Here is an 18,855-nt window from a genome sequence, read left to right as displayed (position 1 = left end):
TCGAAATAAGAGGTTTTTTTTAACATTAAGCTTTTTCAGTGGGTGCTGCTTCTAATTGTTTGAGCAAATGTTTTTCAAGATAGTGAATATCCATAGCCTGAGCGCAGAATTTTTTATCTTGTAAAATAAGGTCTTTATGCAAAGGAATATTGGTTTTCACTCCAGTGAGAATAATCTCATCCAATGCTTGACGCATACGAGCCAATGAGGTCTCGCGATCTTTACCGTGAGCGATCAATTTAGCAATCATGGAATCGTAGTAAGGCGGAATGCTATAGCCCGGATAGATGTGTGAATCCAGACGAATACCCGCACCACCTGGCGCATAGAAATGCTCAATTTTTCCTGGTGAAGGTAAGAATGTGGTTGGATCTTCAGCATTGATACGGCATTCAATCGCATGACCGCGTACTTCCACATCAGACTGTTCAATTTCAAGCCCTAGACCCGCAGCAACACGCAGCTGCTGTTCAATGATGTCGATGCCAGTCACCATTTCAGTGACAGGATGCTCTACCTGAACACGGGTATTCATTTCAATAAAGAAGAACTCACCATCTTCAAATAGAAACTCAAATGTGCCTGCGCCGCGATACTGCATCAGCTTACACGCATTGACACATGCTTCTAAAATATCAGCACGTGCTTGCTCTGGTAAATTCGGTGCTGGTGCTTCTTCTAAAACTTTTTGATGACGACGTTGTAATGAGCAATCACGATCATATAAATGAATTGCATGACCATTACCATCACCAAGAACCTGTACTTCTACGTGGCGTGGTTTTTGCAGGAAGCGTTCCATGTAGACGGTATCATCACCGAACCACATTTCGGCATCGCGTTGTGCAGCTTGAACAGATTCAAGTAGGGTATCGACACGTTCAACAATGCGCATACCACGACCACCACCGCCAGCGGCAGCTTTTACAATCAATGGAAAGCCAATTTCTTTAGCTTCAGCCAATGCATTGTGAATCGTTACCGCATGATCACAACCAGGTACAGTCGGAACGCCTGCTTTTTTCATGGCAACGATGGCAGATACTTTATTACCCATCAAACGAATATGTTCAGGACGTGGGCCAATAAAGATAAAACCCGAAGACTCTACGATTTCAGCAAATTCGGCATTTTCTGAAAGAAAACCATATCCTGGATGAATGGCATCTGCACCTGTAATTTCTGCTGCTGTAATAATTGCTGGGATATTTAAATAGCTATCACTACTTGCACCCGGGCCAATACATACAGCTTCATCTACGAAACGTAAATGCATTAAGTCTTTGTCAGCATCAGAATAAACACCAACAGTTTTAATGCCTAATGTTTTGCAAGCACGGGTAATTCGTAAAGCGATTTCACCACGGTTTGCAATTAATACTTTTTGCAACATACATGCCCCCGTGGATTACGCGCGGTAGCGGAATAATGGTTGACCAAACTGAATCACGTCACCGTTTTTCACTAGAATCTCTTCAACAACACCGCTTTGAGTTGCCTCAATTGGGTTCATGATTTTCATCGCTTCAATAATACCCAATGTTTCACCCGCAGAAACAGTTTGACCAACTTTCACAAACGGCGCTTCACCAGGACTTGGTGCTGCATAAAATACGCCAACCATTGGTGATGTTTCGACAGCACCACGGGGTGTTTTAGCAGCAGGTGCTGAAGAAGGTGCAGCAACGGGAGCGGCTACTGGCGCAGTGGTATATACAGGTGTTGGGCGAGTAAGAGAGATAGATTGATCACCTTCTTTAACCTCAATCGCTTGTAAGTCAGATTCAATCATCAAGTCGATGAGTTTCTTAATTTTGCGAATATCCATAGGTGAGTATTCCTAAATCATGGTGAATTAATGGGAAGATTGTAGTTTTTCGATGGCTGTGTTGAGGGCATAGGAATATCCTTTTGCACCCAAACCACAAATCACGCCAACGGCTTTATCAGATAAATAAGAATGATGGCGAAAAGCTTCGCGCGCATGTACATTCGATAAATGCACTTCGATAAAAGGTATGGCAACGCCAAGTAAGGCATCGCGAAGCGCAACTGAAGTATGAGTAAGCGCAGCAGGGTTAATGACAATAAATTTAACGCCTTCGGTCTGAGCTTGATGAATACGATCTACAATCGCACCTTCCCAGTTGCTTTGGAATGTTTCTAATTGAATACTGGAGTTTTGGGCTTGGCTAATCAACTGTTGATTGATATCTTGAAGAGTAAGATCACCATAAACTTCTGGTTCGCGTTTTCCTAACAGATTCAAATTCGGTCCATGAATCACCAAAATGGTTGAACTCATTCTGCTTGCTCCAATTCATAAAATGCAAATAAGCTTTGCAAGATGTCTGCAAAGTTTGCTCATTATGGCATATATTTCTACATATTTTTTATAATTTGTTTTAATTGAAGCAGAAAGCATTTGCCAAAACTCAGCGCCTATATTGCAAACTTTGCTGAAAATTGGCAATGTTAAAAAATGACAAATTTTATCGTTTTTTCATCGCATGCTATTTTAAACCGAATTGACGAAAACAGTTCATTTATTTTGTGTAACTGCCATGTGCGAATCATCAATACAAAGTAATTCATTCCATCGGGTTAGATAATGAGGTGAGCAATATAGTTGCTTCATTTTCCATTGTGACTGGCAGGAATGATAACCCACTTGCAAACTTTCATTGCCAAATCGGTTTTTGATCGAACTTAGAGCCAACATCAGCTTTTGACGCTCATGAATTTGTTCAAGAGGTTGCCAAAGGTCATCAATATGTTGCTGGCGAGGATATAAGCCACAGAACATTACACCAATTTTGATATATTTTTTATTTTTATCAAATAAAACATCAAGTTGCTGTAAAGAAAACTTTGTTAAAATTAATAGATCATCTGTTGCATATTCTAGACCGACAGCATGTACATGTGCTTTTTTATAGGGCTTGGCTTCGATTTTTTCATACAAGAAAACTTGAATACAATGACATAGCTGTTGTTGTGACATGAGTCGCCGATGTGCACGATTTAAATGAAAAATCAAAGCTTGTTTAATTTGATTTAAATCGTTTAGAGCTTTTGAAAAACTTCGGGATGCCAGAATACGTTTACTTGGAATTTTTGGGTCGTCAAGTGAGATACAGGATTGGCCTTTTAGCTCACGGATTGTACGCGCAATAATCACTGAAAACTCTTTAGCAAGATAGTGTTCATTGGCAAAAGTTAAGTCATAACAACTATAAATATTGTAGGCTTGTAAACGTTTGCTGATTTGATGACCAATCCCCCAGACTTCTTTGGCAGGGGTGTTGATCATTAAATCTTCCAAAATCAATGGGTCTAATTGTTCTAAATAGCAAACGCCTTTGAAACTGGAAATTTTCTTGGCAAAATGATTGGCGAGTTTTGCCTGTGTCTTACTGTGACCGATGCCTATTGAGCAGGGTAATCCTAAACATTGTTCAAGTTTTTTAACAAGCTTTTGGCAGTAATCCTTGATATCAAATAAATCAACATAAGCAGTTAGATGAATGAAACACTCATCGATGGAGTAGGCTTCTGTATCCTCTGCATGGAAGAATTCTTGAATCGTTAAGAAAAAGCGCCGTGACATTTCTGCATATAACGTATAGTTGCTAGAAAATACCTGTACGCCTTGATACTGGGGAAGATCTTTAATTTGATGCCACGGCACAGCCATTTTTATCCCAAGTGCTTTTGCTTCATTGCTTCTTGAAACGACACAGCCGTCGTTATTGGACAATACCACCACAGGTTGGGTGCTGAATTTAGGTTGAAATAATCGCTCGCAACTGACATAACAGTTATTAATGTCAATCAGGGCATAATATTGTCGCTGAAAATTCATCATGACTATTTTAGCTTTTTAAGGATACAGGTAATGATGCCCCAAACTTTTACCTGTTCATTTTCACGAGGATAGATATCTGGAAACTCAGGATTTTCGGCTTTTAACCAAAAATCATGAGGATTATTGCCATTGCGCATATAACGTTTCACGGTAAAGTCGTTATTGACCAATGCCAGAACAATATCTCCGTGTTCTGCCTCTATACTTCTGTCGATAATAATTTGATCGCCAATATCAATACCCGCATCACGCATAGACAGTGAATTAACTTTTAATATAAAAGTAAATAAAGGATTTTTAATCAGGTATTGATTTAGATCTAAAGTCTTTTCAATATCATCCTGCGCGGGTGATGGAAATCCAGCAGCAACCGATTCAAGTGGAAAAGGAATCTGAACCGAGCTTTTTGCTACTAGTTTTTGTAGATTGTAAATGGGTTCAATATCATCTGGATGACGAGGTTTTAGCCATGCTTTGACAGCATTGACTTTGGATTCAGGCACTCGCATAACTACTGTTTTTTCCTGATATTGGGCTTTTCGACCAGCATTTTCACGCTTACCACCGTGCTTTTTAGCTGTCTTGAATGGGATTTCATTCATTGTGATTTAGTTTGGATTGAATTTGTAACTTAATCAAGATAGCAAAAAAAACAGCATCGGGCTAATTGATAAAAAGAATAAAAAATCGAAGGTAAAATAATAATCCAACTCAAGCTGAGTCTTGTAAGTCAGCTTCTAGGTTCATTTTAGAAAAGAGTGTGAGTCAAGCTCATAATTGGAACGGGGAAAGGGGAACGGTATGGGTTATGCTTTATCGAAAGAGATAACCCACACAAGATAAGCTTAGTTTTTGATTTGTTCCTGAATGATTGGCCATAAACTTTGATGAGATTTTTTAAACATCAACATATGCCCAATAGTTTGAAAACCAAGTTGTTTTGGTTCTAGCTTAATCATCTCAGTCTTGGCATTTGGATATAAACTTAATAGATCTTTCACATTAATTTCTGTTGCAATCTCATCATCGGTTGCCCAAATTGAAGTCACTGGACATGCAATTTGATGATGAAAGTCATGATGTACGGTTTTTCCTATCGCATTTTTGACATAGCCTGCTTGACTACAAAATTCACGCCATTGTTTGGCGACTAATTTAGGTAAGTTTTCTCCCATACCAATAAACTGAGTTGCACCATATCCTTTGATCAGACTTGAAATAGGGAAGACAAAATTGAACATCACAGGTGCTAAAATCTTGGTCTTACCTTTTAACCCTTTTATATAACCTGTCGATCCAGCCACCGCGATCACTTGATGTACTTTTGCATACAATGGATTAATACCTAAAAGTTGACCTCCTGCGCTATGACCGAGCAAAATGACTTTCTCTGCACCTGATTTATTGAGTAATGTGGTTATTGCAGCGGGACTGTCCAGCGTTCCCCAGTCAACAATACTGGCGGAGGAATGATGTAAACTGCCATGTAAGGACTCTCCAATTCCACGAAAGTCAAACGCCATCACATCATAACCTTGCTCACTTAACCAGCTTGCAAATGCATGATAAAACGATTTGGTAATGCCAGTCGCAGGACAAATTAAAATAGGATAAGTCTTAGCGGTTTGGGTATTTTTGGAAGTGCTATAAAACTGAGCTGCAAGTTGATAACCATCTGCACAGCTTATCCATAATTTCTCAAAATTTTCCATGATATGTCATTAAGTAATAATCTTGCTTTTACTTTAAACGAGTTCCAAAAAGGGACTTGATAATTTTATGACTTAAAAGTCAAAAAAATATGATATAACGGGCTTCCAAAAATAAACATAGAGATGGAATCTCATGATTTCTTTAGCTTTTGCGGTAAAAATAGGGATTATTTTTAGTGGTATTTTTCTTTGGGTGGGAATGCTTACAGGGGTTTGGAAATACTATCAAATTCGTCATTCACAACAATCACGTGCACATTATTATGTTGATATTGCGCATCGAAGCAGTCTCTTATATGCACCTGCAAGTCTAATTTTGGCGGTTTTGGCTTATTTTTCTGTATGGTCAGACATGCTGAATGTAATCTGTGTGATCTTGAATTTGATCTTTTTTAGTTTTTCAATTGGATCTTATATCTTGCATGGCTTTTTAAAAGATACCACCAACCAATTTCAAAGGCCGCATAAACTTGGACAGTATAGTTTAGCTACATGGATGATGACTTTGGCAATGCTGGCTTTAATCGTGATTGAAGTGGGTGCAACTTTTATTTTATTACTCGGTTGTATCGTTCAATTTATTTAAGGGATGAAGAAGGAAAGGGCATAAAAAATGGATGATTACTCATCCATTTTCTCCATTTTTGCTTTGGCACGTTCTAGACTAAGCTGGCGGAATTTGTGATCGACAAAAGCCCAGACTGAAAAAGCAACAGAAACCACCAGTGCATACATAAAGTATTCGGGTTTTAAATTGCCTTTTATCATTCCTTGAAATGCAAGCGTCAACATCAGGGCAACAGTGGTTATTCCATAAATGACTGTGTCTGAGGTCTTCAGAGCGTTAATGAAGACTTGCTTATTGAAATGTAATGATAACATCTCCATCCCTCCTTCTTTAGTTTGACTAAACATAATTGTTTTAGTCGGAATTAATATTACAGTTGTACTTCGAATTTAGTGGTATTTCAATAGGTGATAACACTATTTCCCAAAATATTTAGCGTATATATAAAATATATGATAGTTGTTTATATTTTTGTAATAAATATAGGTATTGCTATCAAAAATATTTATATATATTGCCAAATTAATTGGAAGCTCTTTACATCCTATGTATATTCAAGAGGAAAAGACATACGACTTAAGCTAAATAAAGCATGAAGTATGCCAGTTTTTTTGAATGTGAAACGACAAAGGTTGATTTTTAGCCTAAAATGCATTTCTTAAAAAATAATTAAAAATACGCGATGTGTGCGATGATTATTTGCAATGTATTAGTTTGGAGAAGATGGCTGATAATTGTTTTTATTTTGATAAAACCAGTACGACTGAATTGATACAACAGATCATGTTGTAGATGAGGGTTGTTGAAACAAAAATGCCTGTTTTGGGTAAAAACAGTGGCATTTTTATTGGGCTTAAAATCAGGTTTGGATAAAACTAGACTTTAATTAACAACAAAATAATCAAACGTTCGGTTTTTTGATTTTGTCGATCACAATAGAAATGACGAGTACAACAATAGACGGAATGAGCCAAGCTAAATTTTGTGCATTTAATGGCAAATCTTGAACGAAACTTGGAAGATGTGCTTCAAAACCAGCAACTTTTAAGCCCTCAAGAATACCAAATAAGAAAGCAATGGCTGTAACAGGTGCAACGACGCGAGCAGGTACATTCCAGTATTTCCAGAAAAAACTCAGCATAATGACGACGATAGCGGGCGGGTAAATCGCTGTTAAAACTGGAACTGAAATTGCGATCAGTTTGGTTAATCCTAAATTCGAAATGATTAAAGAAAATCCAACCAGAACAAAGACATATAGTTTATACGGCAAATTGGTTAACTGTGCAAAATATTCAGCACACGCACAAGTTAGGCCAATGGCAGTCACCATACAGGCAATAAAGATCAGGATCGTTAAGAAGAAAGAACCAAGATCACCGAAAGCATGTTGTACATAAGCGTGTAAGATTACAGCGCCATTGCTTGCATTTGGTGCAACTTCATGACTACCTAGCCCAAGTTTGAACAAGCTGATATATACCAGTGTCAAACCAATTCCTGAAATAATACTGGCAATGATCGCATAACGTGTTACCAACCTCGGCTCACGTACACCACGCGAATAAATCGCCTGAATAATCACGATACCAAACACCAATGCACCTAAAGTATCCATGGTTAAGTAACCATTAACAAAACCTTCAGAAACAGGATGAGCAACGTAATTGTTAATCGCAGGTGGGATATAGCCTGATGGAATCAGAAATGCAGCAACACCTAAAACAGCAAGTGCCGCAATTTTTAAAGGAGCAAGAAAACGCCCTACAGTATCCAAAAGTTTATTTGGATAAAGCGAAACTAGCGTTACAAATGCAAAATAAACAATACTGTAAATCAGTAAGCTATGACTGGATGTACCAAAATAAGAGGAGAAACCGATTTCATAAGAAACGGTTGCAGTACGTGGAGTAGCAAATAATGGTCCAACCGACAGATAGCATACAATAGTGAGGAGTAAGCTAGCGACTCTTCCAAGTGGCGAACTGATCATGGCAATCGAACCTTCCATACGGGAAAGCGCCATAATGGTAATAACAGGTAAGCCTACAGCCGTAATCAAAAATCCAGCTGCTGCTAACCATACATGTTCACCCGCTTGTTGAGCAACAATCGGTGGGAAAATAATATTGCCAGCCCCAATAAATAAAGCAAAGGTCATAAAACCAAGTGCAATAATGTCTGAAGTGCGAAGACTGATCATAAAATGGGAGTTTGTGATAAAAACATGCAAATTTTAGTATAAAAATAGGATGTTTGTGCAATTATCTAATCACGTGCCTGTAGATATATAAAGATGAAATTTAGATAAAATTCTGAAGTGGTTAAATTAAACTTTTGAAAATAAAATCGAAATTATATTGGGTTCAATGCTTTAGCTGTAAATTTCAACAATAAATGCATATTTGATGAAACATTGATTGATCAATAATTGACCTAATTTGATAATGTATAAGTCTCTAATTAGAAATGATAAGCATTAAGCTAATATAAGTTTGAGCTTAAAGGGGGTATAATTCACAGAATCATAGAGGGGATTGCAATGCGAGCATCTACAGTTACCATCAAAACTGAACAAGATATTGAAAATTTGCGTGTTTCAGGTCGACTGGCGGCGCAGGTTCTGGAGATGATTGCAGATCATATTAAACCCGGTGTGAGTACTGAATATCTGGATGATATTTGTCATGATTACATCGTCAATACTTTGCAAGTGATTCCTGCCAATGTGGGATATCACGGTTTTACTAAAACGACATGTACCTCAGTCAATGAAGTGGTTTGTCATGGTATTCCTTCTCCGACGAAAATTCTGCAAGATGGCGATATTATCAATATCGATGTTGCGATTATTAAAGACGGTTACTTTGGTGATACCAGCCGTATGTTTCTGGTTGGAGATGTTCATCTAGATGCAAAAAAACTGGTTGAAACCACATATAACGCGATGCATGCAGGTATCCAAGCTGTAAAACCGGGCGCAACCTTAGGTGATATTGGTTATGCGATCCAATCTGTTGCTCAGGCAGAAGGTTATAGTATTGTTCGAGAATACTGTGGACACGGTATTGGAAAAATTTACCACGAACAACCTAATGTTTTGCATTATGGTCAACCTGGTCAAGGTATGGTTTTACAACAAGGTATGGTTTTTACCATTGAACCGATGGTGAATGCAGGACATGCACAGGTCAAAGAGTTGAGTGACGGCTGGACAGTAATTACCAAAGATAAATCATTATCGGCACAATGGGAGCACATGGTTGCAGTCACAGAAACAGGCTATGAATTATTGACACCGTGGCCAAATGGTACAGGTTCATATCCTGATATCGAAGTTTTACCTGTCACTGCGACTGAGTAAACGGTTTGTATACAGCTTATTTCGATCGAAATAAGCTTTTTTATTATCTGATAGCTAACTGCTCAACTAAATAATCAATAAATACCCGAACCGCAGGTAACTGACCACGACGTGAAGGATACACGGCATGGAAAATACCATGGGGTGCTTTCCAATCTGGTAAAATTCGTACTAATTCACCTGTGCGGACATATTCACTCGCAATGGTATCGGGGAGTAAGGCAACGCCACAATTTTGACTGGCTAAATTGGCTAACATCAATAAGTTTGAAGCCATAATAACTGGATTTACTTTTACTTTTTCTTGTTGGTTTTCTTTATTGTGTAAAATGATTTGTTGATCCAGATGGTCATCAGCCAAACTTAAAATACGGTGCTGAGAGAGATCTTCGGGTTTTTTTATAGAGCCGTATTCATTTAAATAGGCTTGGCTGGCAAAGATATGCTGTTCAATGGTGCTGAACTGGCGTATCACTAAACTTGGATCATCATCCAGATTGGATCGAACACGCAGGGCAATATCAATGCCTTCATTAATCACATCAAAACGTCGATTACTAATAATCAGCTGCACCCGAATTTCAGGATATAATTTTAAAAAATCAGGCAAAATCTTGGTCAGTTGATTCTGTGCAATATCGACCGGAACGGTGACTTTGATCACACCACGAGGTTTAACACTCAAATGATCGACCAAGTCATGTGCGGCTTGTGCAGCATTCATCATCACTTGGGCATGTCGATATACATTCATGCCGATTTCAGTCACAGCAAAATGGCGCGAACTACGCTGAATCAGGCGAACCCCGAGACGTTCTTCAAGGTTATAAACACGACGGCTCAATTTTGATTTTGGAATATCTGTGGCTCGTTCGGCTGCACTAAATCCCCCATGTTCAACGACTAAAGCAAAACAATAAAAATCGTCTAAATCAGTGAGCATAATGGATTTCCGTTGAGCAGCAAATTTAATTTTTTAAGCAATACTGCATATTATACCCAATAATTTTAAAGCTTTATGTTAAACCTGAGTAAATAGCTCAAAATTATATGAGAGCTGCGGGCGGGTTTAGTAGAAAGTCTTTTACTTTTTTATATTCTTCAAGGCGCATAAAATCACGTTGCGTTGGCGATTTGATTCGGCTTAAGTCCATATTGTCTGCAAGATCAGCTAATTTAACTGTTCTTGCAAGTGAATTTTTCACGATTCTTTTGGCTGCATCCAGACGGCTTTCACCTTCTTTTTTGGTCAATGCAACGACCGCATCAATCACATTCTGACTAAACCCCAAAGTAATCAGATCAACAATCGTGGTATCTGTGTCTTCAAGTAGATCGTGCATTACTGCGACCATTTTCTGATCCATACTTTCTACATTTAACATAAGCCTTAAAGGATGTAATATGTATGGTTGCCCCGCTTTATCAAGTTGTCCCGCATGTTTTTTTGTTGCCAGTGCAATGGCTTTTTCTAGTGTTGACATGAAATCTCCATTTCAAAAATGTCGTTAATTCAAAATTCACACAACTGAGCACGTTTTTTCTTTCTATGATAATAAGCATGAGTGGAAATGAATAGCAATTCACCAAAGGTGGATTTTAAAAAAATTAGATGCAAGCAAATATTTCTATTAGACTACTCTTGACGTTATTAACTACATTTTAGAGTAAGTCTATGTCCTGCAAGCTTATCCAGCAGCCCGATGCTTCTGCCAATATTCTCTGTCCGATTTGTCAACATGCTGTCGTTGACTGGATGCAAGAGCAATATATTCAGCCTTGTGAACACACTTTATTTGTTGCAATGGACTTGGGTTTTGAATTTGTTGCAGATCGCTTTGAAGCTCAAATGACAAAATCTGTGGATGAGTTACACGAAGATCCAGACATGAATATTTTTACTGCGATTACTGAAACGCCATATTCTGCGGTAACGATTATCCAGACTGATTTAGGGGTTGAAAATTTATCGCGCTATGCAGGATTTAGTTCTCATGAGTCTTGATCTGTTGTAAGCCAGTTTTAGCTTGATAGGTCTTCACTTCTTTTTCAAGCCATTCGGTAAATTTTAAAATCAGTGCGTTATTGTGTTGCTCAGAATAGACGAAATAATAAGAACGCGCACCGACTAACTTTAAAGATGAGGCAATGACCAGATCAGCATTGTTCAGTTCCTTCTCAAGCAACATTTGTGGAATGAGTGCAACGCCTAAATGATGTGTTGCTGCCACTGCGAGCATGGAAAAAAGTTCGTGACGTTGACCTTCCATCGCATAGGGGTAATCGTAAGCAGCGGCTGAAAACCATTCTTTCCAGATGTAAGGACGTGTGGTTTGTTGCAGTAAGGGTAGTTGACTAATCTGTTCAGGGGATAAGTCGATGCTGTGTTTTTGATCAATATGAATCTCAGGAAAATGTTTTTGGATTAAGGCTAAAGAGCAAACAGGTACAACCTCTTCTTGCATCAGAAATTGAATTTTTGCACCTGGCCAGTTTTCAATCTGTGATGGCGTTCCTGCATAAATGGCGGCATCAAAAATATGATCACTAAATAAAAAAGGTTTGGTACTGGTTTCAAGGTGAATGGTAATTTCAGGAAAAATTTCATTAAAACGATATAAACGAGGCAATAACCAACGAGTCGCAAAAGTGGGAACGACTCCTAGCTTTAAAGTTCCACCTAAACCTTTGTGCGACATCAAATCTAACGTACTTTGTTCAATACCGAGCAAATAAGGCTTAATACTCTTAAAATATTGTTCGCCTGCTTGAGTGAGTTCTACGCCGTGTCGGGTGCGATTAAACAGCTCAATATTTAAAAATTCCTCAAGCTGCTGGACTTGTCGAGACACAGCACTTTGTGTAATCGAAAGTTCTTGTGCCGCATAGGTATAACTTTTGTGCTTGGCGGCTGATTCAAAACAAATGAGTGCTTGTAGGGAGGGAATCATGCGCCGCATGGGATTGTCCTTAATGATGATTGCAAAATGAAGATATTTGTAAATCACATATATTTTGAAAGTGTACTCTATCTTTCTGTAGCTCAAAAAACCTATTTGCTTGAATTAAGAGTAAAACGTAATTTAAGTATAGCCTAAAATTAAAATAAGATATGCGTAAATGGAATGACTGTATGCAAATTTATCGTTTGCTGCTTTGACTGCGACATCGTAGCATCGGGTCAATGACAAACAAACAGGCTAGGAAAGCGATGAATCAAATGGTCGATACAGCTAAAAAATCTGCACGTGTTCACTTCAATTGGGAAGACCCATTCTTACTTGAGCAACAGTTAACTGAAGAAGAACGCATGATTCGTGATTCTGCGCATGCATATTGTCAAGATAAACTCATGACACGTGTATTGGAGCAATTTCGTCACGAAACCACCGATCCTACTATTTTTCGTGAAATGGGTGAGTTGGGTCTATTGGGGCCAACCATTCCAGAACAATACGGTGGCGCAGGTTTAAATTATGTCAGTTATGGTTTGATTGCTCGTGAAGTTGAACGTGTCGATTCAGGCTACCGTTCAATGGCAAGTGTACAAAGTTCTTTAGTGATGGTGCCAATTAATGAATTTGGGACTGAAGAACAAAAGCAAAAATATTTACCGAAACTTGCAACAGGTGAATACATTGGCTGTTTCGGTTTGACTGAACCTGATCATGGTTCTGATCCGGGCAGTATGATTACACGTGCCAAAAAAGTAGATGGTGGTTATCGTTTAACTGGCGCAAAAATGTGGATTACCAACAGCCCAATTGCTGATGTGTTTGTGGTATGGGCAAAAGAAGTGTCTGCTGAAGGTAATGTTGGCGAAATTCGTGGATTTATCTTAGAAAAGGGTTGGGAAGGACTTTCTGCTCCAGCAATTCACGGCAAAGTAGGATTACGTGCTTCCATTACTGGCGAAATCGTGATGGATAATGTGTTTGTTCCAGAAGAAAACGCATTTCCAGACGTTCGTGGTCTAAAAGGTCCATTCACTTGCTTGAACAGTGCGCGTTATGGAATCGCTTGGGGTGCAATGGGTGCGGCAGAATTTTGTTGGCATACCGCACGTCAATATACCCTAGATCGTAAACAATTCGGTCGTCCATTGGCTGCCAATCAGTTGATTCAGAAAAAACTGGCTGATATGCAAACTGAAATCGCATTAGGCTTACAGGCGGCTTTACGTTTTGGTCGTATGAAAGATGAAGGTATTGCTGCGGTAGAAGGTACGTCTTTAATTAAACGTAATAACTGTGGTAAAGCGCTTGATATTGCTCGTTTAGCCCGTGACATGATGGGTGGTAACGGCATTAGTGATGAATTTGGTGTTGCACGTCACTTGGTGAACCTAGAAGTCGTCAATACTTACGAAGGTACACATGATGTACATGCCTTGATTTTGGGACGTGCTCAAACGGGTATTGCGGCTTTTAGTAACTAGACTCATAGTTTAATTAATTCGTTTTTCATTTTTTAAATTAAATCTTGATGCTTAAAGATACGCGCTATGCGTGTCTCTAAGCGGCTTTTGCTTAAAAAAGACAATACAAAAATAGTCAGGGATTCATCATGGAATTTTTCATGAAGAAATGGCACTTTGCTTGGGCAAGATAAAACAACAATAGCAAAGCGAACATGGCATGATCAATCGATGAAAACTCAAGACTCATTTAGGAAAAATGAGGTGAAATAAAATGAACAATGATGTTCAAACCGTTACGGGAAATCTTCCAAATACACTAGCATCCAATATTGGAACATATGATCGCATTACCCCAAATACATGGAAATGGGCATTGTTATTTGCCTATTTCGCGATGGTGGTGGATGGCGTGGATATCATGTTGTTGTCTTATAGCTTAACCAGTTTAAAAGCAGATTTTGGTTTGTCGACTTTTCAGGCGGGCGCATTAGGCAGCGCATCCTTAGCAGGGATGGGAATTGGAGGGATTTTAGGTGGTTGGGCCTGTGATAAGTTTGGTCGTGTTAGAACCATTGCGCATTCAGTGACATTCTTTTCAATTGCAACTTGTATTTTAGGTTTTACACAAACTTTTGAACAATTCATGGTGCTTCGTTTTATCGGAGCTTTAGGAATTGGTGCGCTGTATATGGCATGTAATACTTTAATGGCCGAATACGTTCCGACTTCATATCGTACAACCGTCTTAGGAACATTACAGACAGGACAAACCGTAGGTTACATCGTAGCTACATTATTAGCTGGTGCAATTATTCCTGAACATGGCTGGCGTATTCTATTTTTTATTACCGTGATTCCTGCCATTATTAATGTCATTTTACAGCGCTTTGTCCCTGAACCAAAATCATGGCAATTAACAAAAATTGCAGCTTTAAATCCAGAAAAACAAAAAACAGGACAACCAGATGTAAAACCTAAAAGCGGCAGTATTTACAAACAAATCTTCAAGAACTTCAAACATCGCAAAATGTTTCTACTTTGGATGACCACCGCATTTTTCTTACAGTTTGGTTATTACGGGATTAATAACTGGATGCCGAGTTATCTTGAAACTGAAGTCCATATGAATTTTAAATCCTTGACCAGTTATATGGTGGGTTCATATACCGCAATGATTTTAGGCAAAATTTTAGCAGGATATTTAGCGGATAAATTTAATCGCCGTGCTGTGTTTGTCTTCGGCACACTTGCCAGCGCAATTTTCCTGCCAATCATTATTTTCTTTAATACGCCTGACAATATTCTGTATTTATTGATCACCTTTGGTTTCCTTTACGGTATTCCATATGGGGTAAATGCCACTTATATGGCAGAGTCGTTCTCAACTGATGTCCGTGGGACTGCGATTGGTGGTGCTTATAACATTGGTCGTGTCGGTGCTGCAATTGCACCTGCAACGATTGGCTTTTTGGCATCAGGTGGGACTTTTGCTATGGCATTTATTGTCATGGGGGCAGCCTACTTTATCGCAGGCGTATTACCAGGTTTATTTATTAAAGATCGTCAGTACGATCCACAAAAATCATGAGATAAAAAACCGACATCTAAAAATATGATGTCGGTTTTTGGAGGAATAAATTATGGGTGCATTGACAGGCTTAACAGTATTGGATTTAAGTCGGGTTTTAGCAGGACCATGGTGTGGTCAAATTCTGGCAGATCTAGGTGCAGAAGTGATTAAAGTGGAACGTCCTAAAGTGGGTGATGATACTCGCATGTGGGGGCCGCCGTGGATGTTAAATGATCAGGGCCAACCGACTAAAGAAGCGGGTTATTATCAGGCAGCCAACCGAAATAAATATTCTGTGGCAATTGATATTGCATCTGAAGAAGGCCAACAACTGATTCAGGAGATGATCAAAGATGCGGATGTATTAATTGAAAACTACAAAGCTGGCTCATTGGCAAAATATGGACTAGATTACGCGACACTGAGTCAAATTAACCCTCAACTTGTCTATTGTTCAATTACAGGTTTTGGGCAAACAGGTCCTCGTGCCGAAGAGCCTGGTTATGATTTCGTCATTCAAGGTATGTCTGGATTGATGAGTATTACAGGTGAGCAAAATCAAGAACCACAAAAAGTTGGGGTTGCGGTTGCAGATATTCAAACTGGGCTGTATGCCACCATTGCGATTCAAGCAGCATTATGGTCACGTTTGAGTACAGGTAAAGGACAACACATTGATTTGTCTCTTTTAGATGTACAGGTTGCAACATTGGCCAATCAAGGCATGAACTTTTTAACCACAGGAAAATCACCTGTACGAATGGGAAATGCACATCCGAATATTGTGCCGTATCAAGTGTTTAAGGCAAAGGATAAAGACTTTATTATTGCCTGTGGTAATGATAAACAATTCAAGGACTTGTGTATTGCAATAGATCGGGCGGACTTATTAGATCAGCTAAATTATTCGACTAATAAAGATCGAGTTGCACATAGGCATGAATTAATTGGTGTATTGAGTGAGCATTTCCAAACGCAAGATGCAAATCATTGGGTAACACAAATTCATGCGAAAAAAGTGCCAGTGGGCATGATCAACTCAATTGAAGAAGCATTAAATGAACCACAAATTCTGGCGCGTCAAATGGTAGTGAATATTCCACACCCACAAAATCTGAGATTTAAAGTAATTGCTTCGCCAATCAAATTATCGGGTACTCCAGTTGAATATCATCATGCACCACCACAGCTAGGTGAACATACTTATAAGATACTGAAGCGTTATAAATCGAATGATCAACTTAATCAGTTGATTGAAAAAGGCATAATTGAGGGTAAAACAGGTGAATACAGCAAGGAAAAAGCGTGCACTGATTAAAAAACATCCTGATGATATTTTTTTGAAAAATAGGGCTTGCGTTGCTTTAAAAACTGTATAGAATACGCAGCATCCCGACGCGATACACGATGAAGATCTTGGCTTTTAGGGTTAAGGTTGAAGGATTTGTATTGAGTTGAATTTCTTACTGACGAGGTAAGGAATAGATCATTAAGAGAATAGAAGAACAACTTGTGTGGATTTTTACTAATTGATTGATCGAAATATTATCATTGATTAATTGGTTTAAATTACTCGAAGTTTATTTGAGAGAATTTGTCAGTAATTGATGAGCCAGAATTGGCACCTTGTCTTTAATAAGGTGCAAAATGATTTTAACTGAAGAGTTTGATCATGGCTCAGATTGAACGCTGGCGGCAGGCTTAACACATGCAAGTCGAGCGGAGATGAGGTGCTTGCACCTTATCTTAGCGGCGGACGGGTGAGTAATACTTAGGAATCTGGCTATTAGTGGGGGACAACATTTCGAAAGGGATGCTAATACCGCATACGTCCTACGGGAGAAAGCAGGGGATCAGTAATGACCTTGCGCTAATAGATGAGCCTAAGTCGGATTAGCTAGTTGGTGGGGTAAAGGCCTACCAAGGCGACGATCTGTAGCGGGTCTGAGAGGATGATCCGCCACACTGGGACTGAGACACGGCCCAGACTCCTACGGGAGGCAGCAGTGGGGAATATTGGACAATGGGGGGAACCCTGATCCAGCCATGCCGCGTGTGTGAAGAAGGCCTTATGGTTGTAAAGCACTTTAAGCGAGGAGGAGGGTACTGGTATTAATACTACCAGCTACTGGACGTTACTCGCAGAATAAGCACCGGCTAACTCTGTGCCAGCAGCCGCGGTAATACAGAGGGTGCGAGCGTTAATCGGATTTACTGGGCGTAAAGCGTGCGTAGGCGGCTAATTGAGTCGGATGTGAAATCCCCGAGCTTAACTTGGGAATTGCATTCGATACTGGTTAGCTAGAGTGTGGGAGAGGATGGTAGAATTCCAGGTGTAGCGGTGAAATGCGTAGAGATCTGGAGGAATACCGATGGCGAAGGCAGCCATCTGGCCTAACACTGACGCTGAGGTACGAAAGCATGGGGAGCAAACAGGATTAGATACCCTGGTAGTCCATGCCGTAAACGATGTCTACTAGCCGTTGGTCTCTTTGAGGGATTAGTGGCGCAGCTAACGCGATAAGTAGACCGCCTGGGGAGTACGGTCGCAAGACTAAAACTCAAATGAATTGACGGGGGCCCGCACAAGCGGTGGAGCATGTGGTTTAATTCGATGCAACGCGAAGAACCTTACCTGGTCTTGACATAGTAAGAACTTTCCAGAGATGGATTGGTGCCTTCGGGAACTTACATACAGGTGCTGCATGGCTGTCGTCAGCTCGTGTCGTGAGATGTTGGGTTAAGTCCCGCAACGAGCGCAACCCTTTTCCTTATTTGCCAGCACTTTGGGTGGGAACTTTAAGGATACTGCCAGTGACAAACTGGAGGAAGGCGGGGACGACGTCAAGTCATCATGGCCCTTACGACCAGGGCTACACACGTGCTACAATGGTCGGTACAAAGGGTTGCTACCTAGCGATAGGATGCTAATCTCAAAAAGCCGATCGTAGTCCGGATTGGAGTCTGCAACTCGACTCCATGAAGTCGGAATCGCTAGTAATCGCGGATCAGAATGCCGCGGTGAATACGTTCCCGGGCCTTGTACACACCGCCCGTCACACCATGGGAGTTTGTTGCACCAGAAGTGGATAGTCTAACTGCAAAGAGGACGTTCACCACGGTGTGGCCGATGACTGGGGTGAAGTCGTAACAAGGTAGCCGTAGGGGAACCTGCGGCTGGATCACCTCCTTAACGAAAAGATTGGTTGATTGGTAAGAATCCACAACAAGTTGTTCTTCTGGTATCTGAATGAAAGATAGAAAAGGAACGAGTTTTCTCTTTTAATTTCAGAGATAAGTCATGCACTACGCGCTGCGCTTGTCTTGCGAAATAAAAAAAGAGATTATTAATC

General features: G+C 39.7%; 17 protein-coding genes and 1 rRNA gene. 7 read left to right on the top strand and 11 right to left on the bottom strand.

The features are described from left to right. Positions 1 to 25: 25 nt before the first annotated feature. The 6 genes from accC to EGS47_RS15735 form a co-directional block, all read right to left on the bottom strand. Positions 26 to 1,393, bottom strand: coding sequence for an acetyl-CoA carboxylase biotin carboxylase subunit (gene accC / locus EGS47_RS15760; protein ID WP_104794840.1), 1,368 nt, complete (start codon positions 1,391 to 1,393; stop codon positions 26 to 28). 15 nt (positions 1,394 to 1,408) lie between these two features. Continuing rightward, positions 1,409 to 1,828, bottom strand: coding sequence for an acetyl-CoA carboxylase biotin carboxyl carrier protein (gene accB, locus EGS47_RS15755; protein ID WP_004989005.1), 420 nt, complete (start codon positions 1,826 to 1,828; stop codon positions 1,409 to 1,411). A gap of 27 nt (positions 1,829 to 1,855) precedes the next feature. Beyond that, entirely contained in the window at positions 1,856 to 2,305 is a 450-nt protein-coding gene (gene aroQ, locus EGS47_RS15750; protein WP_004989003.1) for a type II 3-dehydroquinate dehydratase, read from the bottom strand. A gap of 237 nt (positions 2,306 to 2,542) precedes the next feature. Then, positions 2,543 to 3,868 carry a Y-family DNA polymerase gene (locus EGS47_RS15745; RefSeq protein WP_119686488.1) on the bottom strand — a complete coding sequence of 442 codons (1,326 nt, stop codon included), beginning with the start codon at positions 3,866 to 3,868 and terminating at the stop codon, positions 2,543 to 2,545. A 2-nt stretch (positions 3,869 to 3,870) separates the two neighbouring features. Beyond that, complete coding sequence (locus EGS47_RS15740; RefSeq protein ID WP_373865987.1) at positions 3,871 to 4,461, bottom strand: LexA family protein; 591 nt, start codon at positions 4,459 to 4,461, stop codon at positions 3,871 to 3,873. Between the two features lie 252 nt (positions 4,462 to 4,713). After that, on the bottom strand, positions 4,714 to 5,580 hold the full coding sequence (locus EGS47_RS15735) for an alpha/beta fold hydrolase (protein ID WP_119686258.1): 867 nt from the start codon (positions 5,578 to 5,580) through the stop codon (positions 4,714 to 4,716). Positions 5,581 to 5,713: 133 nt separating this feature from the next. Here EGS47_RS15735 and EGS47_RS15730 point away from each other — a divergent pair, with 133 nt between their 5' ends. Further along, entirely contained in the window at positions 5,714 to 6,166 is a 453-nt protein-coding gene (locus tag EGS47_RS15730) for a hypothetical protein (RefSeq protein ID WP_004997742.1), read from the top strand. Between the two features lie 35 nt (positions 6,167 to 6,201). Here the strand turns inward: EGS47_RS15730 and EGS47_RS15725 are convergent, their stop codons facing one another. Both EGS47_RS15725 and brnQ read right to left on the bottom strand, forming a co-directional pair. Then, entirely contained in the window at positions 6,202 to 6,462 is a 261-nt protein-coding gene (locus EGS47_RS15725) for a hypothetical protein (RefSeq protein ID WP_004988991.1), read from the bottom strand. Between the two features lie 587 nt (positions 6,463 to 7,049). Next, positions 7,050 to 8,351 (bottom strand): branched-chain amino acid transport system II carrier protein, encoded by a 1,302-nt coding sequence (gene brnQ / locus EGS47_RS15720; RefSeq protein WP_004997746.1) that lies wholly within the window; start codon positions 8,349 to 8,351, stop codon positions 7,050 to 7,052. A 339-nt stretch (positions 8,352 to 8,690) separates the two neighbouring features. On the opposite strand from brnQ, the gene map reads away from it, so the two are divergent. Then, entirely contained in the window at positions 8,691 to 9,512 is an 822-nt protein-coding gene (gene map, locus EGS47_RS15715) for a type I methionyl aminopeptidase (protein WP_005004274.1), read from the top strand. Positions 9,513 to 9,555: 43 nt separating this feature from the next. Here the strand turns inward: map and EGS47_RS15710 are convergent, their stop codons facing one another. Together EGS47_RS15710 and EGS47_RS15705 are read right to left on the bottom strand one after the other, a co-directional pair. After that, on the bottom strand, positions 9,556 to 10,455 hold the full coding sequence (locus EGS47_RS15710; RefSeq protein ID WP_004997750.1) for a LysR family transcriptional regulator: 900 nt from the start codon (positions 10,453 to 10,455) through the stop codon (positions 9,556 to 9,558). 103 nt (positions 10,456 to 10,558) lie between these two features. Further along, the gene (locus EGS47_RS15705) at positions 10,559 to 10,996 is read right to left on the bottom strand and encodes an HD domain-containing protein (protein ID WP_004988982.1); all 438 of its coding nucleotides are present in this window, start codon (positions 10,994 to 10,996) and stop codon (positions 10,559 to 10,561) included. Between the two features lie 191 nt (positions 10,997 to 11,187). Between EGS47_RS15705 and EGS47_RS15700 the strand changes: the two genes are divergently transcribed. Further along, positions 11,188 to 11,517 carry a hypothetical protein gene (locus EGS47_RS15700; protein ID WP_004997762.1) on the top strand — a complete coding sequence of 110 codons (330 nt, stop codon included), beginning with the start codon at positions 11,188 to 11,190 and terminating at the stop codon, positions 11,515 to 11,517. On the opposite strand, the gene EGS47_RS15695 is transcribed toward EGS47_RS15700, so the two are convergent. Further along, entirely contained in the window at positions 11,498 to 12,472 is a 975-nt protein-coding gene (locus EGS47_RS15695; RefSeq protein WP_005004276.1) for a LysR substrate-binding domain-containing protein, read from the bottom strand. The two genes, EGS47_RS15700 and EGS47_RS15695, sit on opposite strands and share 20 nt — an antisense overlap. 251 nt (positions 12,473 to 12,723) lie before the next feature. On the opposite strand from EGS47_RS15695, the gene EGS47_RS15690 reads away from it, so the two are divergent. The 4 genes from EGS47_RS15690 to EGS47_RS15675 all read left to right on the top strand — a co-directional run bounded on the left by EGS47_RS15690 (position 12,724) and on the right by EGS47_RS15675 (position 18,695). Next, positions 12,724 to 13,950, top strand: a complete 1,227-nt coding sequence (locus tag EGS47_RS15690) for an acyl-CoA dehydrogenase (protein WP_004988979.1) — start codon at positions 12,724 to 12,726, stop codon at positions 13,948 to 13,950. A gap of 253 nt (positions 13,951 to 14,203) precedes the next feature. Next, positions 14,204 to 15,520, top strand: coding sequence for an MFS transporter (locus EGS47_RS15685; protein WP_004997771.1), 1,317 nt, complete (start codon positions 14,204 to 14,206; stop codon positions 15,518 to 15,520). A gap of 52 nt (positions 15,521 to 15,572) precedes the next feature. Then, positions 15,573 to 16,820 carry a CaiB/BaiF CoA transferase family protein gene (locus EGS47_RS15680; RefSeq protein ID WP_005004280.1) on the top strand — a complete coding sequence of 416 codons (1,248 nt, stop codon included), beginning with the start codon at positions 15,573 to 15,575 and terminating at the stop codon, positions 16,818 to 16,820. A gap of 336 nt (positions 16,821 to 17,156) precedes the next feature. Further along, a 16S ribosomal RNA gene (locus EGS47_RS15675) occupies positions 17,157 to 18,695 on the top strand. The last annotated feature ends 160 nt before the right edge of the window (positions 18,696 to 18,855 follow it).

The organism is Acinetobacter sp. FDAARGOS_515 (assembly GCF_003938865.1).
Taxonomy (GTDB): Bacteria; Pseudomonadota; Gammaproteobacteria; order Pseudomonadales; family Moraxellaceae; genus Acinetobacter; species Acinetobacter ursingii.
The sequence above is the reverse complement of the archived record's forward strand: the minus strand, read 5'-3'. Positions and strand labels throughout refer to the sequence as shown.

Excerpts from the sequence above, each read along its gene's own strand:
- accC (WP_104794840.1), bottom strand. The coding sequence starts at position 1,393 with ATGTTGCAAAAAGTATTAATTGCAAACCGTGGTGAAATCGCTTTACGA.
- accB (WP_004989005.1), bottom strand. The coding sequence starts at position 1,828 with ATGGATATTCGCAAAATTAAGAAACTCATCGACTTGATGATTGAATCT.
- aroQ (WP_004989003.1), bottom strand. The coding sequence starts at position 2,305 with ATGAGTTCAACCATTTTGGTGATTCATGGACCGAATTTGAATCTGTTA.
- EGS47_RS15745 (WP_119686488.1), bottom strand. The coding sequence starts at position 3,868 with ATGATGAATTTTCAGCGACAATATTATGCCCTGATTGACATTAATAAC.
- EGS47_RS15735 (WP_119686258.1), bottom strand. The coding sequence starts at position 5,580 with ATGGAAAATTTTGAGAAATTATGGATAAGCTGTGCAGATGGTTATCAA.
- EGS47_RS15730 (WP_004997742.1), top strand. The coding sequence starts at position 5,714 with ATGATTTCTTTAGCTTTTGCGGTAAAAATAGGGATTATTTTTAGTGGT.
- EGS47_RS15725 (WP_004988991.1), bottom strand. The coding sequence starts at position 6,462 with ATGTTATCATTACATTTCAATAAGCAAGTCTTCATTAACGCTCTGAAG.
- brnQ (WP_004997746.1), bottom strand. The coding sequence starts at position 8,351 with ATGATCAGTCTTCGCACTTCAGACATTATTGCACTTGGTTTTATGACC.
- map (WP_005004274.1), top strand. The coding sequence starts at position 8,691 with ATGCGAGCATCTACAGTTACCATCAAAACTGAACAAGATATTGAAAAT.
- EGS47_RS15710 (WP_004997750.1), bottom strand. The coding sequence starts at position 10,455 with ATGCTCACTGATTTAGACGATTTTTATTGTTTTGCTTTAGTCGTTGAA.
- EGS47_RS15705 (WP_004988982.1), bottom strand. The coding sequence starts at position 10,996 with ATGTCAACACTAGAAAAAGCCATTGCACTGGCAACAAAAAAACATGCG.
- EGS47_RS15700 (WP_004997762.1), top strand. The coding sequence starts at position 11,188 with ATGTCCTGCAAGCTTATCCAGCAGCCCGATGCTTCTGCCAATATTCTC.
- EGS47_RS15695 (WP_005004276.1), bottom strand. The coding sequence starts at position 12,472 with ATGCGGCGCATGATTCCCTCCCTACAAGCACTCATTTGTTTTGAATCA.
- EGS47_RS15690 (WP_004988979.1), top strand. The coding sequence starts at position 12,724 with ATGAATCAAATGGTCGATACAGCTAAAAAATCTGCACGTGTTCACTTC.
- EGS47_RS15685 (WP_004997771.1), top strand. The coding sequence starts at position 14,204 with ATGAACAATGATGTTCAAACCGTTACGGGAAATCTTCCAAATACACTA.
- EGS47_RS15680 (WP_005004280.1), top strand. The coding sequence starts at position 15,573 with ATGGGTGCATTGACAGGCTTAACAGTATTGGATTTAAGTCGGGTTTTA.